This is a genomic window from Streptomyces sp. NPDC094147, from assembly GCF_044764265.1.
GTDB lineage: Bacteria > Actinomycetota > Actinomycetes > Streptomycetales > Streptomycetaceae > Streptomyces.
Map to the genome: position 1 here is coordinate 1,156,497 of NZ_JBIWHT010000001.1, position 14,278 is coordinate 1,170,774.

The 14,278-nt window shown below is 71.7% G+C and carries 15 protein-coding genes and 2 tRNA genes; 8 read left to right on the forward strand and 9 right to left on the reverse strand.

What is annotated here, in order from left to right:
• Positions 1–32: 32 nt before the first annotated feature.
• From ehuB to ACIQ8J_RS05210, 7 genes are all read left to right on the forward strand, one after another.
• A complete protein-coding gene (gene ehuB / locus ACIQ8J_RS05180) occupies positions 33–917 on the forward strand; it encodes an ectoine/hydroxyectoine ABC transporter substrate-binding protein EhuB (protein ID WP_403265021.1) in 885 nt (294 codons plus the stop codon).
• Positions 914–1,666, forward strand: a complete 753-nt coding sequence (gene ehuC / locus ACIQ8J_RS05185; RefSeq protein WP_403265024.1) for an ectoine/hydroxyectoine ABC transporter permease subunit EhuC — start codon at positions 914–916, stop codon at positions 1,664–1,666. The genes ehuB and ehuC overlap by 4 nt, the downstream gene beginning before the upstream one ends.
• The gene (gene ehuD / locus ACIQ8J_RS05190) at positions 1,663–2,313 is read left to right on the forward strand and encodes an ectoine/hydroxyectoine ABC transporter permease subunit EhuD (RefSeq protein ID WP_403265026.1); all 651 of its coding nucleotides are present in this window, start codon (positions 1,663–1,665) and stop codon (positions 2,311–2,313) included. The genes ehuC and ehuD overlap by 4 nt, the downstream gene beginning before the upstream one ends.
• Entirely contained in the window at positions 2,303–3,082 is a 780-nt protein-coding gene (locus ACIQ8J_RS05195; RefSeq protein ID WP_403265029.1) for an amino acid ABC transporter ATP-binding protein, read from the forward strand. Before ehuD ends, ACIQ8J_RS05195 begins: the two co-directional genes overlap by 11 nt.
• Positions 3,083–3,292: 210 nt before the next feature.
• Positions 3,293–4,051 carry an IclR family transcriptional regulator gene (locus ACIQ8J_RS05200; protein WP_403265032.1) on the forward strand — a complete coding sequence of 253 codons (759 nt, stop codon included), beginning with the start codon at positions 3,293–3,295 and terminating at the stop codon, positions 4,049–4,051.
• A 75-nt stretch (positions 4,052–4,126) separates the two neighbouring features.
• Positions 4,127–4,200 (forward strand) — tRNA-Lys (locus ACIQ8J_RS05205).
• 109 nt (positions 4,201–4,309) lie between these two features.
• Positions 4,310–4,771 (forward strand): group II truncated hemoglobin, encoded by a 462-nt coding sequence (locus ACIQ8J_RS05210; RefSeq protein WP_403265034.1) that lies wholly within the window; start codon positions 4,310–4,312, stop codon positions 4,769–4,771.
• Positions 4,772–4,862: 91 nt separating this feature from the next.
• Here ACIQ8J_RS05210 and ACIQ8J_RS05215 read toward each other — a convergent pair whose 3' ends face one another.
• The 4 genes from ACIQ8J_RS05215 to ACIQ8J_RS05230 form a co-directional block, all read right to left on the reverse strand.
• On the reverse strand, positions 4,863–5,768 hold the full coding sequence (locus tag ACIQ8J_RS05215) for an SGNH/GDSL hydrolase family protein (RefSeq protein ID WP_403265037.1): 906 nt from the start codon (positions 5,766–5,768) through the stop codon (positions 4,863–4,865).
• A gap of 141 nt (positions 5,769–5,909) precedes the next feature.
• Positions 5,910–6,509, reverse strand: coding sequence for a lytic polysaccharide monooxygenase (locus tag ACIQ8J_RS05220; protein WP_403265040.1), 600 nt, complete (start codon positions 6,507–6,509; stop codon positions 5,910–5,912).
• Positions 6,510–6,654: 145 nt separating this feature from the next.
• The gene (locus ACIQ8J_RS05225; RefSeq protein WP_403265043.1) at positions 6,655–7,878 is read right to left on the reverse strand and encodes an SPFH domain-containing protein; all 1,224 of its coding nucleotides are present in this window, start codon (positions 7,876–7,878) and stop codon (positions 6,655–6,657) included.
• 17 nt (positions 7,879–7,895) lie between these two features.
• A complete protein-coding gene (locus ACIQ8J_RS05230) occupies positions 7,896–9,221 on the reverse strand; it encodes a peptidoglycan-binding protein (protein WP_403265045.1) in 1,326 nt (441 codons plus the stop codon).
• A gap of 193 nt (positions 9,222–9,414) precedes the next feature.
• Here ACIQ8J_RS05230 and ACIQ8J_RS05235 point away from each other — a divergent pair.
• Positions 9,415–9,488 (forward strand) — tRNA-Lys (locus ACIQ8J_RS05235).
• A 64-nt stretch (positions 9,489–9,552) separates the two neighbouring features.
• On the opposite strand, the gene ACIQ8J_RS05240 is transcribed toward ACIQ8J_RS05235, so the two are convergent.
• From ACIQ8J_RS05240 to ACIQ8J_RS05260, 5 genes are all read right to left on the reverse strand, one after another.
• Positions 9,553–10,584, reverse strand: coding sequence for a glycoside hydrolase family 6 protein (locus tag ACIQ8J_RS05240; RefSeq protein ID WP_403265265.1), 1,032 nt, complete (start codon positions 10,582–10,584; stop codon positions 9,553–9,555).
• Positions 10,585–10,925: 341 nt separating this feature from the next.
• Positions 10,926–11,609, reverse strand: coding sequence for a class F sortase (locus tag ACIQ8J_RS05245; protein ID WP_403265048.1), 684 nt, complete (start codon positions 11,607–11,609; stop codon positions 10,926–10,928).
• A gap of 1 nt (position 11,610) precedes the next feature.
• Positions 11,611–12,180 (reverse strand): hypothetical protein, encoded by a 570-nt coding sequence (locus tag ACIQ8J_RS05250; RefSeq protein WP_403265051.1) that lies wholly within the window; start codon positions 12,178–12,180, stop codon positions 11,611–11,613.
• A gap of 100 nt (positions 12,181–12,280) precedes the next feature.
• Positions 12,281–13,060, reverse strand: coding sequence for an HAD-IIA family hydrolase (locus ACIQ8J_RS05255; protein ID WP_403265053.1), 780 nt, complete (start codon positions 13,058–13,060; stop codon positions 12,281–12,283).
• A 135-nt stretch (positions 13,061–13,195) separates the two neighbouring features.
• A complete protein-coding gene (locus ACIQ8J_RS05260) occupies positions 13,196–14,272 on the reverse strand; it encodes a 2-aminoethylphosphonate ABC transporter substrate-binding protein (RefSeq protein WP_403265056.1) in 1,077 nt (358 codons plus the stop codon).
• Between the last annotated feature and the right edge of the window lie 6 nt (positions 14,273–14,278).

The window sequence follows — 14,278 nt, forward strand, 5'->3', positions numbered from 1 at the left end:
TGGGGAACGTGCGGGTGGGTAGCCGCGCCGCCATGGCCCGAGCTACCTCACGACCGAGACCCCCCGTACCCCGGCGGACCCTGCTCACCGGCACCGCCGCGGCCGCCCTCGCGCTGACCGGCGCCGCCGCCTGCTCACGGGTGCCCCGGGGCGACGCCCTCGCCCGCCTCACGTCGCGCGGCACCGTACGCCTCGGCATCGCGGGCGAAGTCCCGTACGGCTATGTGAACGACCAGGGCGAGTTCACCGGCGAGGCCCCCGAACTCGCCAAGGTGATCTTCAAGCGGCTCGGCATCGACCGCGTACAGCCGGTGGCCACCGACTTCTCCTCGCTGATCCCCGGGCTCAACTCCCAGCAGTTCGACGTCGTCTCGGCCGGGATGTACATCAACAGGGACCGCTGCGCGCAGGTCCTGTTCGCGGACCCCGAGTACCAGATGCTGGACGCGTTCATCGTCCGCAGGGGCAACCCGAAGGGGCTGCACACGTACGAGGACGTGGTCCGCGCCAAGGCCCGGTTCGCGACCGGCACCGGCTACGCCGAGATCGGCTACGCCAGGGCCGCGGGCTACCCCGAGCAGGACATCGTCATCCTCCAGGACCAGGTGGCGGGCCTGAACGCCGTGGAGTCCGGCCGCGTGGACGTCTTCGCGGGCACCGCGCTCACCGTGCGGGAAGTGGTGAAGAAGAGCTCGAAGGCCGAGGCCACCGAGCCGTTCGCGGCCGTCGTCGGCGGAAAGAAGAAGATCGACGGCGGCGGCTTCGCCTTCCGCCCCACCGACGCCGCCCTGCGCGACGCCTTCAACACCGAGATCCACCGCATGAAGCAGAGCGGCGAACTGTTCCGGATCCTGCGGCCCTTCGGCTTCACGCAGGCCGAGATGACCACCCTGACCGCCGAGGAGCTGTGCCGATGACGGCGGGACTGTGGCAGCACTGGGTGCTGCCGGGAATCTGGATCACGGTCCAACTGACCCTCTACAGCGCCGCGTTGGCCGCCGCGGTCGCCTTCGGCGTCGGCCTCGCCCGCACCCACCGCTCCCGCCCGGTCCGCTTCCTCGCGGCCGCGTACACGGAGATCTTCCGCGGGACCTCGGCCCTGGTCCTGATGTTCTGGCTGTTCTTCGTGCTGCCGCCGCTCGCGGGCTGGCAGCTGGTCCCGATGTGGGCGGCGGTGCTCGCGCTCGGCCTCTCGTACGGGGCGTACGGCGCGGAAGTCGTGCGCGGCGCGCTGAACGCCGTGGCCCCCGCCCAGCGCGAGGCCGGCATCGCGCTGAGCTTCACGCCCTGGCAGCGGACGCGCCTCGTGCTGCTGCCGCAGGCGGTGCCGGAGATGATCCCGCCGTTCTGCAACCTGCTGGTGGAGCTGCTGAAGGGGACCGCCCTGGTCTCGCTGCTCGGAGTGGGCGACGTGTCCTTCGCGGCGTACCTGGTGCGGCTCGCGACCCAGGACAGCGCGCAGATCTACACGATCACCCTCGTCATCTACTTCGTGCTCGCCTTCGGCATCACCCGCGCGATGAAGGCACTCGAACGCCGCACCAAGGCGAACCTGGGCGTGTCGGCCCCATACGGCTTTTCCCCGGGGGACAACCCCCGGGCCCCCGGCCGGAAGAACAGGACCGCCGAGGCCGGCGGCACGACAGCGCGAGGTGACCTCCGATGACCTGGGACTGGTCCGCCGTCTGGGACTTCATGCCGCGCTTCTGGGACGGCGTGCTCACCACGCTCCAGGTCCTGGCGCTCGGCTCCCTCATCTCCTTCAGCCTGGGCCTGGTGTGGGCGCTGGCCTTCCGGGCGCCGACCCGCTTCGTGCGCTGGCCGGTCAGCCTGATCACGGAGTTCATCCGCACCACGCCCCTTCTGGTGCAGCTGTTCTTCCTGTTCTTCGTGCTGCCGGAGTGGGGGGTGAAGTTCTCCGCCCTGACCACCGGCGTCCTCGCCATCGGCCTGCACTACTCGACGTACACCGCACAGGTCTACCGGGCCGGCATCGACGCCGTGCCCAAGGGCCAGTGGGAGGCGGCGACCGCGCTGAGCCTGCCCGCGCACCGCACCTGGCTCGCGGTGATCCTGCCGCAGGCCGTCCGCCGCATCGCGCCCGCGCTCGGCAACTACGTCATCTCCATGCTGAAGGACACTCCGCTGCTCGCCGGGATCAGCGTCCTGGAGATGCTCCAGCAGGCACGCCTGGCGGGGGCGAGCACCTTTCAGTACACCGAGCCGCTGACCGTCGTCGGCGTCGCCTTCATCCTCATCGCCTATCCGGCTTCGCTGTTCGTACGAGCCCTGGAGCGCCGCCTTGTCCGCTGAAACCCAGACCGAGACGCCCGTGAAGAAGACCGGCGCCGAGCTGATCCGCTTCGAGAACGTCACCAAGCGCTTCGGCGACAACACCGTCCTGGACGACCTCTGCTTCAGCGCCCGCCAGGGCCGGCACGTCACCCTGATCGGCCCCTCCGGCTCCGGCAAGACCACGATCCTGCGGCTGCTCATGACGCTTGAGCGGCCGGACTCGGGGATCATCCAGGTAAACGGGACCCGGCTGTACCCGGCCGGTGAGAAGGAGCGCAGCCGGGCCCGGAAGAAGATCGGGATGGTCTTCCAGCAGTTCAACCTGTTCCCCAACATGAGCGTGCTGCGCAACATCACCGAGGCGCCGGTCCGCGTGCTCGGGCTCTCGCCCGACGAGGCCGAGCAGCGGGCGCGCGAGCTGCTCGACCTGGTGGGCCTGGGCGACAAGCGCGACGCGAAGCCCTCGCGGCTGTCCGGCGGGCAGCAGCAGCGGGTCGCGATCGCACGGGCCCTCGCGATGCGCCCGCAGGTGCTGCTCCTGGACGAGGTGACCTCCGCGCTCGACCCGGAGCTGGTCGCCGGGGTGCTCGACCTCCTGCGCGACATCGCCCGTACGACCGACATCACGATGCTCTGCGTCACGCACGAGATGAGCTTCGCTCGGGACATCTCGGACGAGGTGATGATGTTCGACGCGGGCAAGGTCATCGAGTCCGGCCCGCCGGAGAAAATCTTCGGGGACCCGGAGCACGAACGTACGCGCGAGTTCCTCGGCGCGATCGCCTGAGCACGCGCCGTGCGCGACGCTGACCTCACGTTCCAGCCATCCATGCGCCCTCGATCATGACTCTGGCATATGCCACGGTGGCGCGTCCCAGCGTAGAGCGCTGGGACGTGCCACGAAGTTGTCAACACCCCCACCCAAAACGGGACTTGGCAGCTATCGTGGAACGGCAGACCTGCCACCTTCGCAGTCTCGACCTGCTAGGGGGAAACCGTGGCGCTGAAGCCAGAGCCGACCGCGCCGTTCCATTCGGTGCACTACGTCCTCCGTGTGCTGGAGGCGATCTCCAGGCACGGCGGGGGCGTGACCGATGTCCAGATCGCCCGTGAAACCGGTCTTCCCGCGCCCCATCTGGCCTCGATGCTCCTCATGCTGCGGCGCGAGGGGTACGTCGAGCAGGTGGCGGACGGCGCCTATGCGATCGGCGACTCGATGGTCCTGCTCGGCTCCGGCGCCGCCCGCCAGCAGGCCCTGGAGACCAAGCTCCAGTCCACTCTGATGTCGCTGCGCGACTCGGTGGGCGCGGCGGTCTACATCAGCCGGTACATCGACGGCGAGGTCAAGATCACCCAGTACGCGGACGGGCCGCGCGCGCCGAAGGTGAACGAGTGGGTCGACTTCAAGTCCGCGGCGCACGCGAGCGCGGTCGGCAAGTGCCTGCTGACCCAGCTGGACCAGAACGGCCGCCGGGACCACCTGTCCCGCCACAAGATCGCCCGGCTCACCTCGCGGACGATCACCAACGAGCGGGTGCTGTTCTCCAAGCTCGACAGCCAGCCGGCCACGGTGCCGGTCCTGGACCTCCAGGAGTACGCGGTCGGCACGGTCTGCGCGGCCGTACCGCTGACCGCGGGCTCGGCCGTCGGCTGCCTGGCCCTGTCACTGCCGATCGAACACGCCCACCGGCTGCGCGCGGCGGCCGACACCCTGAACCGCCGGGCCGCCCCGGTGGTCCTCTCCCTGGCCATCTGACCGCCCGGCGCCCGCCCGGTCCCGGGGTGGTCAGGAGCACCCCGCCGGACCAGGTAGTATTTTCTCTGTCAGCAGGCGCCGCTAGCTCAGTTGGTTAGAGCAGCTGACTCTTAATCAGCGGGTCCGGGGTTCGAGTCCCTGGCGGCGCACAGACGGAGAAAGCCCCTCGCGAAAGCGCGGGGCTTTTTCGTATGCCCCGGGGCTCGCCCCGTGTGAGGCTGGGAGGTGATGGCCGCCCCCGTGTCCCGGAGGTACCCCATGACCAAGACCCCGTACGAATGGATGGGCGGGCAGACCGCCCTGGACCGCCTGACCGAGGTGTTCTACCGGCAGGTGCACAAGGACCCCGTCCTCGCCGAGGTCTTCGCCGACGCGGGCCCCGACCACCCCCGCCATGTGGCGATCTGGCTGGCCGAGGTGTTCGGCGGCCCCGCCGAGTACAGCGCGCACCACGGCGGGCACGCCCATATGGCGACCCGGCACCTGGGCCGGGGCATCACCGAGGAGCAGCGCCGCCGCTGGATCAGCCTGCTGATGGACGCGGCGGACGAAGCGGGGCTGCCGCGGGACCCCGAGTTCCGCGCGGTGTTCGCGTACTACATCGAGTGGGGCACCAGGATGGCGCTCCTGTACTCGGGCCCGAACCCGCCCACCCCGTCCGCCGACGCCCCCATGCCGAAGTGGGGCTGGAACCAGACTCCGCCGTGGGAGACCGGCTGAAGGATCGTCGTCCAGACCCACCGCGGATCCCGGTGATCGCGGCGGCGCGGATGCCGCGGGGGCCGGCTTGCGCGGCCCCCGCACTCCGGGGCTAACTCTCCAACTCGGCCAGCACGGTTGCGGCCTGGTGGTCGGCGCCGAGGCGGTTCGGGTGGAACGGGACGGCGAGGCCCGGCGGGTCGCTGGACACCGGGGCGAGGCCCTCCACCCACCTCTTCCCCGACGGCTGGCAGATGTCGTGCCCGACGCTCCCCCGGTACGTGTCGACGAACCCGGCCCCGCTCTCCGCGGCGGCGGTGGCGAGCATGGCGTTCAGCTCCCTCAGGCGGGCGCCGATCCAGGTCAGGTCCTGGTCGAAAATCGGCACCATCGGATAGCAGCCGCGGTCGGCGGCGACGCCCGCCAGATAGTCGACCACCAGCACCGTGGCCTTCGGCGAGCGCTGCCGGATGCCCGCGATCACGCCGGTGATCCTGGACTTGACGGCGGCGATCCGCTGCGACATCAGATCCTTGCCGCCGGGGCTCCTGAACTTGGTCCGGCACGGGGTGCCCAGCGGGGCCGGCAGCATGTTGAGGCAGCTCAGAACGGCCGTCCCGAGCCCCGCGTCATTGCCGCCGATGCCGACGGTGACCAGATCGGTGGTGCGGGTGAGCCGGTCGAACTGGGCCGGGTTCACCCCGTCCGCGAACAGCGGTACGCCGGCGACGTTCTGCGGGGCGGTCATCTCGGCGGTGGTGGCGCCGCCGCACGTCGCGTCCCGGAACACGGGCACGTGGAGCCGTGCGGCGACCTGCTTCGGGTAGTTCCAGCTGCTCTGGGCGCAACCGGTGGGGGCGTAGGTGTCGTCGATGCCGAGGACGGTGGCGTCGGCGGACCAGGAGTCGCCGAGGGCGACGTACTCGTGGAAGCGGGGGTCGGCGGTGGCGGGGGCGGCCGGGGTGACGAGGAGGGCGCAGGCGGCGGCGAGGGCGGTGAGCGGGAGGCGGCGTTTCACGCGCCCATCCACGCATCTCGGGGCGGGGTGGCGGGGGACGCTTGCCGAAGATTCACCCTGCCGCGCCCGCGAAATCCCCCACCCCACCCCTTCCATCCGAGGAGCGGGGGTCCGGTTCGGAAAGGGCGGGGCGGGGAGGTCTCAGAGCTGCACGTCCGAGCAGGCGTAGAACGCGTTGCCCGTGTCCGCGATCGTCCATACGGCGAGGATGATGTGGCGCCCGGTCCGCCCCGTGGGGATGGTTCCCTGCTGGGAGAGGGTGTCCGGCGGCTGCTGGCCGCCGTACGGCACGGTCAGGAACGGCTGGGTGTCGAGTGCGGCCCGGGTGAGCGGCTGGGCCGGGTCCCAGCCCTGCCGGGTGAGGTAGTAGCGGAAGTCGGTCGTCGCGTGGCGGGCGGTGAACTGCCAGCGGAACGTGTAGGTCTGACCATCCGTCAGCTGCGTGGTGGGCCAGCCGGTGCCACCGCGCGGGTCGTCGAGCTGGGCGAACCGGTCGTTGCCGCCCGCGCAGATCGTCCCGTCGGCGGGCCCGGCATCCGGGAAGCCCTTGGGGCCCTCGACGGACTGCGGCTCCCACTGGATGTCACCGCAGTCGGTGACCGTGCCGTCGGCGCAGAGCTTCTGCCGGCTGACCGGCTGGTCGGTGTAGCCGTGGCTGCTCGCGCTGCCGGTCGCGAGCACGGACGCGCCGGCGACGGCGAGCCCGACCACAACGGCACCGAGCCGCTGCTTCTTTCGCATGCTGAGACTCCTGAGAACGTGGGGGAGTTCCGGTGATGGAGCTGCACGCGTGCGGTATTTCACGTTCCGGTCTAGACCAACTCCCAGAGTATTGACGGGAGTTGGGCATGTCCAGACCGGCAGGTGGCCGGAGCCGGATCCGGCCTCAGGCGCCCTCCCCCGAGCCGCGTCCCGTGTAGAAGGCGACCGTCAGGTCCTTCACCAGGGCCTTGCGCTCGTAGTCGTCCAGCTCCACCAGCCCCCGCGAGGTCAGCCGGTGCACGGTGTCCTCCACCGCGTCCACCACCGAGGTCAGCACCGAGTCCCGGTGCCTGGCGTCGATCGCCGCGATCCGCCCTCTGCGCATCGCCGCCGCCACCTCGGGCGCGTACTCGATCCGGGTCGGCTGCGCCGAGTACACCTCGATGCCGACCGGCTCCGCCTCCGACTTCAGCATCCGGGTCAGCGCGTCGCCGACCGCCTCGGCGTTCCTGAGGGTGGGCGCGTCCTCGTGGAAGGAGTCGGCGGGCAGCTGCGAGAGCACCCGGGCCATCGCCGCCTCCACCTGCTCGCGCAGATACCGCTCGTGGTCGGCGACGGCGAGCACGGCCCGCGCGGTGTCACTGATCCGCCACACCACCAGGACCACCACCCGCAGCGCCGTGCCGTGGGCGTCGACCGCGTCCAGCGGCTCGCTGCGCCAGTGCCGCAGCCGCACATCGACCGGGCGGCGCAGCAGCAGCGGGCTCATCCACACGAGCCCGGTGCTCCGCACGCTGCCGCGGTACTCCCCGAACAGCGAGAGCACCCAGGCGTGACCGACCCGGCCGCGTCCGAGCCCGCCGAACGCGAGCACCGCCGCGCTCACCCCGAGCACGAGCAGCGCCCACTGCTCGCCGCGCATTCCCCGGTACGGATACGGGCGCAGCCGCAGCGCCGTGGTGACGGGCTCGGACAGGAGGCCGGTCCACCAGATCACCAGCGCGCACCCGACGAGCGCCAGCAGCCCGGCGGCGACGGCCGCCCGGCCGGGCAGCACCTGGCCCGGCCGTTCCACGATCCGCGGGTCGCCGGGGGTGGCGGGCCGGGCCGGGGCCACGACGACGGGCCGCGGCCCCGCCTGGTGAGGGGGCCTGGGCTGTGCAGGCCCGGAGCGGAGGGCCACCGGGCCCGCGGCGACGACCGGGCCGGGCCCGGTGCCGGCGCGGAACAGCAGGTGGACCGGGATCTCGGCGGTGTTCCCGCTGCGGATCACGGCCACTCTGCGGCCGCTGTCCGCGTTCGCGAAGGCCGCGCCGCGAGGCGGTCCGGCGTCCACGGACGCGAGGACCGGCCCGGGGGGCGACTCGGCGCCGTCGGGGGCGGGCGGGGTCGGGGTGGGGGTCTGCATGCTCGTCTGTCCTTCCATCATGCGAAGAGCCGCCGCCAGGTCTCGGGCCCGGGGTAGCCGTCGGCGGCGGCGCCGCTCCAGCCCTGGGCCCGCTGGAACGCCTCGACGTTGCGCCGGTCCTCCTCGCCCCACCACGCCCCGGGACCCAAGGTGTAGTACGTCCCGAATCCCTTCGCCACGAGCTGCCGGCCGAGCTGGGTGACGTAGTCGCTGTCCTGGCCGGTCCGGAAGTAGCTCCTGCCGGGGTAGGCGGGCGGAGCCTGCACACTGACCGGGGCCGGGACCGGACGCACGGCCGGACCCGGTGAGGCGGGGGCGATGTTCTTGCCGACGCCCTGCACCAGCAGCGCCCAGGTCTTCGCCCCGGGAATCCCGTCCGCGTCCGCCCCGGTCCAGCCCTGGGCCTCCTGGAAGGCGCGGGTCGCCTTCTCGTCGGCCGAGCCCCAGCGGGGTCCCGGGCCCTGCGTGTAGAAGCGGCCGCCGCCGCGCTGGATCAGCATCTGCCCGAGCTGGGTGACGTGGGCGTTGTTGGCGCCGGGCCCGAACTTCCCCGTGCCGGGGAACGCCTCGCCGGTGCCGGGCTCCGCGCCGCTGCTGCCGGTGGCCAGCGCCTTGTACCGGTAGGGCACGTAACGGCCGGAGTTCTTCCAGTACGCGTACGGGGTGGCCTGCTTGCGGGTGCCGGGCGGGGTCTGCTCGTAGGCGGTGTAGTAGTTGTGCGTGTGGTCGGTCCAGCCGCCGAAGAGCACCACGTGGGAGCCCTTGGTCGGGTTGCTCGGATTGTGGAAGAGCAGCATGTCGCCGGGCTGCAGCTCCTCCTTCGTGGTGCGCACCCCGAACTCCGCGAGGCTCCCGGTCCACTCGTTGGTGCCGAGGTCCCATGCCATGGACACATAACCGGAGCAGTCCTGCCGGTACCCGTCCGTCCAGTACTCCTCCATGTCGTACGGGACCGAGGCCGCCACCCACTTCTTGGCGCGGTTGATGATCTCGGCCCGGGTGAGCGGCCGCAGCTTCTGCTGCCCGGACGCGGGACTGCCGGGCGCGCCGTGCAGTCCGCTCCGGCCGCCCTGCTCGGTGAGCGGCCCGGGGTCGGCGGCCGTGGTCGCGCCCGAGTCCCTGGGCGGTGGGGACTCGGCGGCCGCGGCCACCGATCCGCCGCCGAGCACCAGTCCGGCCGCGGTGGCCGCCACCAGGGCGCGGCGGGCGCCGCCGTTCGCGGCGGGGTGCCCGCCGTCGCGCACCGGAAGCCGTCGCAGCCGCCGCCAGTCCAGGCAGCCGGCGCAGCCGCACTCCCCGGTGGGCTCGTAGTTCTCGAACACCGGACCTGCTGTGCTGGTCATGGGCTTCCCCTCCCGATCGTCCCGCTCGCGGAGACTCCGAAGGTCATGTCCGTGCTGCTGCACGGACCACGCTGTCCTAATTGTCATAACGAGTCGTATATTGACCGATTGATGCGAATGAAACGAACATCTGACAGCGTGGCGCTGGTCAAAACCACCCTGGAGAGTCCGGTAAAGTTCTCCGAGTCAGCAGGCGCCGCTAGCTCAGTTGGTTAGAGCAGCTGACTCTTAATCAGCGGGTCCGGGGTTCGAGTCCCTGGCGGCGCACGCACCACCGAGGCCCCCTCGCCCAGCGCGAGGGGGCCTCGGTCGTTCCCGCGAGCGGGCGAAGTCAGCCCGAATTGCCCGCCAGCTCCAGCGCGTACTCCGGCCACCACTCCCCCGCCTTCGGGCCGCCCTTGCACGGGCCGTCCGACTCACCGGGCCGCTTCGCCCAGATGTACGCGTCGACCGGGCCGCCCCCGGTGTTCGTCGTCGGGCGTTCGCCCAGCGCCCGGCCCGGCGGGTTGCACCAGTTCTCCCTCGGGTCGCCCCCCGTGTAGGGGCCGTTGCCGTTGCGGCTCGTGTCGATCACGAAGTGCTTGCCGCCGACCTGCGCCGACAGCCGCGTCCCGAAGTCCCGGCTCGCCCGCGTCGTCTGGAAGTTGGACACGTTGACCGCGAATCCGTCGGCGCTCTCGATGCCCGCCCGCCGCAGCGGGTCGCCGAGGGTGTCCGGGGACCGCCACCCCGCGTTGCCCGCGTCCACGTACACCTTCACCGACGGCTGCCGCTTGAGCCGCTGGACGGCCGCCCGCAAGAGCGCGTACCGCTCCTCGTGGAACGCCTGCGGGGTGCAGCCGTCGAGCAGGTGCAGGACGGCGTCCGGTTCCAGGACGACCACGGCGCGGCGCACGCCGATGCCCTGGGCCACCTGGTCGACCCAGGCGCGATAGGCGGCTCCGTCGGCGGCCCCGCCCCGGGAGAACTGGCCGCAGTCGCGGTGCGGGATGTTGTAGACGACGAGCAGCGCGGTGCGGTCGGCCTTCGCGGCGGCCTGGGTGTAGCCCCGTACGGTCGCCTCGGGATCGTCCTCGCCGATCCACTCGCCCATCGGCTGCTCGGCGATCTTCCTGATGAGCGCCGCCTTCTCGCCGTCGCCCGACCGCTTGTACGCGGCCAGTTGCCGTGCCGCGCTGGTGTCCGGGTCGACCCAGAACGGGCCGGCGGACTGCGGCTGCCGGGGCGGCCCGGAAGGGGTGGGGCTCGCGCTCACCGTGGCCGCGAGCTGCTCGACCGGCCCGCCGCATCCCGCGGCCAGCAGGGCGGCGGCCACGACCAGCGCACCGGCCCGCACCCCGCGTGACACCCAACTCCCGCACATCTCCGCTTCCTTGACCTCGATCGGTGAACCGGGACCGCCGCCCCGCCAGGTGCGAGGCGCCTTCGACTCGGCCGGCGCGCAGGGCGACTTGGCGGTAACGACACCTAGGCCGGGGCCGCTCACCGGTTCTACAGTGGTGCCGTCGGCAGCCCCTGCCCCGGTCGCCCCATGACCTCCGGACCCAACGGAACCTCCCGCACACGTGCCGGGCTTCTCCCGCAGCCCGTGCACCCGCGGTCGAGGACCGGCCCGGCCGGCGGCTCCGGGGGGAGCGGGCCGTCGGCCGGGCCAGGTACCGGCCGACGGCCGCCGCTCCGGACCCGCCCGCCCGCGCGCCGCGGTCAGGACTTCGCCGGCTTCGAAGGGGCCGGTTCCCTCGCGTCGGTCAGATAGGCCGAGACGACCACGTTCGCGGTGTACGCCTTGGTGGTGCGGTCGTACGTCCCGCCGCAGGTGATCAGGCGGAGCTCGGCCCGCCCAGGCTGCCGGGGCCCGTACGCCCTGGTGGCGTCGAAGTGGTCCCGGGCGAGGACCTGGACGTCGTCGACGGTGAACTCGGCGACCGAGCCGTCGGTGCCGGTCACCGTGATCCCCGCGCCGGGGCGGACCGCGCTCAGCCCGTAGAACACGGCGGGCTTGCTCTCGGTGTCCACGTGCCCGACCAGGAGGGCGGCGCCCGCCGCGCCCGGCCGGGTGCCGCCGCCGAACCAGCCGACCGTGCCGGACCGGGCGTACGGCGGCGGATCGATCGCGCCGTCGGAGTCCAGAGGGCGCGGCACGACCGGCGCGGCGACGCCTATGGAGGGGATCTCGACGCGCTGCGGCGCCGCGCCCCTCAGCGGAGTGTGCGCGGGCGGCAGCGGCGCGCCGAGCGGCCGGCCCACGGCCGCGATGTCGCCGGTGATGGGCGCCGAGCTGCCGCCGGAGCCGCTGGTGACGCCCCGGCCCCACAGGCACAGGCCGAGCAGCAGCACGGCCCAGGCCAGACCGGTCATCAACCGCCCGCCGCCGCGTGCCGAGGACATCTCAGCCGCCGCCGCGCCGGCGCCGCACGCTGCGTCCCGCGACGGCGACCGCCGCCACGGCCGCAAGCACGAGGCCGATCACCGCGTGCTTGGTGCCGGGGCCCTCTTCCCGCGCCCCGCTCGACGCGAGGGCGGCCGTGCCGCCGCCGCCCGCGTGCACAGGACGCGACGGGGTGCGGTGGTCGTGGTCACGACCTTGATCGTGGCCGTGTTCACTGCCGTGGACGACGGTGAGCCGGCCGCTCGACTTGCCGGAGCTGTCCTTGCAGTTGACCCAGATGTCGTAGTCGCGGTCCTGCGCGTCCGAGCGGATCCGGGCCTGCGCGAACAGGCCGCCGTCGTGCTCGGGCGTGAAGCGGGCCTCGGACACGAAGGCGTCCGAGGTGCCGACCGCCTCGCGGCCGCTGCACACGCTCACCCGCAGGTCCACCTCCGCGCCGGGGGCCGTGATGCTCGGGGTCACCCGCACCGATCCGTGCGGCTCGGACTCGGCCACCGCGGGGGACGCGGGCAACACGGTCAGGGCGGCGGCCGCCACGGCCGCACAGAGTGTGTTGGAACGGATGCGCATCGTGAACCTCCTGCAACCGAGATTCACGTGACACAGCGCATTCCGCATCCCGAGGGCGTGGCGGCTCCGCCGTACGGTCTAGGGCGGGTCCCGGACCGTCCTAGATCAGCTTCACCAGGTCCGCGATCGAGTCGACGATCTTGGACGGGCGGAAGGGGTGCTTCTCCACGTCCTCGGGGCGGGTGAGACCGGTCAGGACCAGGAACGTCTGCATGCCGGCCTCCAGGCCCGCGAGCACGTCCGTGTCCATCCGGTCGCCGATCATGGCGCTGGTCTCGGAGTGCGCGCCGATCGCGTTGAGGCCGGTGCGCATCATCAGCGGGTTGGGCTTGCCCGCGAAGTACGGCTGCTTGCCGGTCGCCTTGGTGATCAGCGCGGCGACCGCGCCGGTGGCGGGCAGCGGGCCCTCCTGGCTCGGCCCGGTCTCGTCCGGGTTGGTGCAGATGAACCGGGCCCCGGCGTTGATGAGCCGGATCGCCTTGGTGAGCGCCTCGAAGCTGTACGTACGGGTCTCTCCGAGGACCACGTAGTCCGGCTCGTGGTCGGTCAGGACGTACCCGATGTCGTGCAGCGCGGTGGTCAGGCCCGCCTCGCCGATGACGTACGCGGTCCCGCCCGGCCGCTGGTCGTCGAGGAACTTGGCGGTGGCGAGCGCGGAGGTCCAGATGTTGTCGACCGGCACGTCGAGACCCATGCGCAGCAGGCGGGCGTGCAGATCGCGCGGGGTGTAGATCGAGTTGTTGGTGAGGACGAGGAAGGGGCGGCCCGACTCCCTGAGCGTCTTGAGGAAGGCGTCCGCACCGGGGATGGGGGTGCCCTCGTGAATGAGGACACCGTCCATGTCGGTGAGCCAGGATTCGATCGGCTTGCGCTCTGCCATGGGTGCGGACTCTCCTGGGTTCAACGGTGAGCTGGGGACGCCGGGGCACCGCGCTGTGCACGTCCGACGCCCCCAGCCTAGCCAGGAAACGGTGATCCTGACCCGTCCGGACCCGGCGGCCCCGGGCCGTCGCCGTCAGCTGCCCGTGGCCGTCTTCCACGCGTCGACGTACGTCGGCAGGTTCTTGGCGATGTCCATCCAGTCCGGCTGGAAGATGTCGATGCCCTGCATCAGTTTGCCGAGCGCGACCGCGTTGGCGTCGGTGGCCTTGATGTCGGTGCGCGCCGAGAAGCCGCCGCCGATCTCGCTGACCTGCCTCTGCGCCTGCTCGCTCAGCATGTAGTCGAGGAGCTTCTTGCCGTTCGCGCTGTGCGGCGCGTTGCTGACCAGGCCGGCCGCGTACGGCAGTCCGAAGGAGGAGGGCCTGGTGCCGCTCGCGGTGCCGGGGAACCAGATGCCGAGGTTGGGCATGGTCTTGGCCTGGGCGTAGTTCATCTGCACATCGCCGTTGGCGGCGAGGAGTTCGCCCTTGTCGACCTTGGGCGCCAGCTTGCCGGTGGAGGCGGACGGGCCGACGTTGTTCGCCTGGAGCTTGCGCAGGTACTCCATCGCGGCCTCCTTGCCGCCGAAGTCGTGCATGGCCTTGATGACCACCGCGGTGCCGTCGCCCGCGACGCCCGGCGTGGAGTACTGGATCTTGTTCTTGTACTTGGCGTCGAGCAGGTCCTCCCAGTTCTTGGGGGCCTCCTTCAGGTCCTTCTTGTTGTAGATGAACCCGAAGTAGTTGTTGACGACCGAAGTCCACGTGCCGTCGGGCGACTTGTCGCCGCCGCCGACCTTGTCCGCGCCGGCCGGGACGTACTTCTGGAGCAGCCCCTTGCTCTCGGCCTGCTGGATGAACGGCGGCAGGGTGACCAGGAGGTCGGCCTGGGTGTTGGGCTTCTCGCGGGTGGCGCGCTGCACCATCTCGCCGGAGCCGCCCTCGACGTACTTGACCTTGATGCCGGTCTTCGCCTCGAAGTCCTTGAAGACCTGGTCGTACCAGCCGTCGCCCTTCTCGCCCTTGAGGCCGTCGGCGCTGTAGACGGTGACGGTCTTGTCTCCGGAGCCGGCGGAGGAGTCGCCGCCGCAGGCGGAGAGGGTGGCGGCCAGGACGAGACTGCCGGTGACGGCGGCGACCGGCTTGAGTGCCGTGAAGGTGTTTCTGTGCATGGCGTT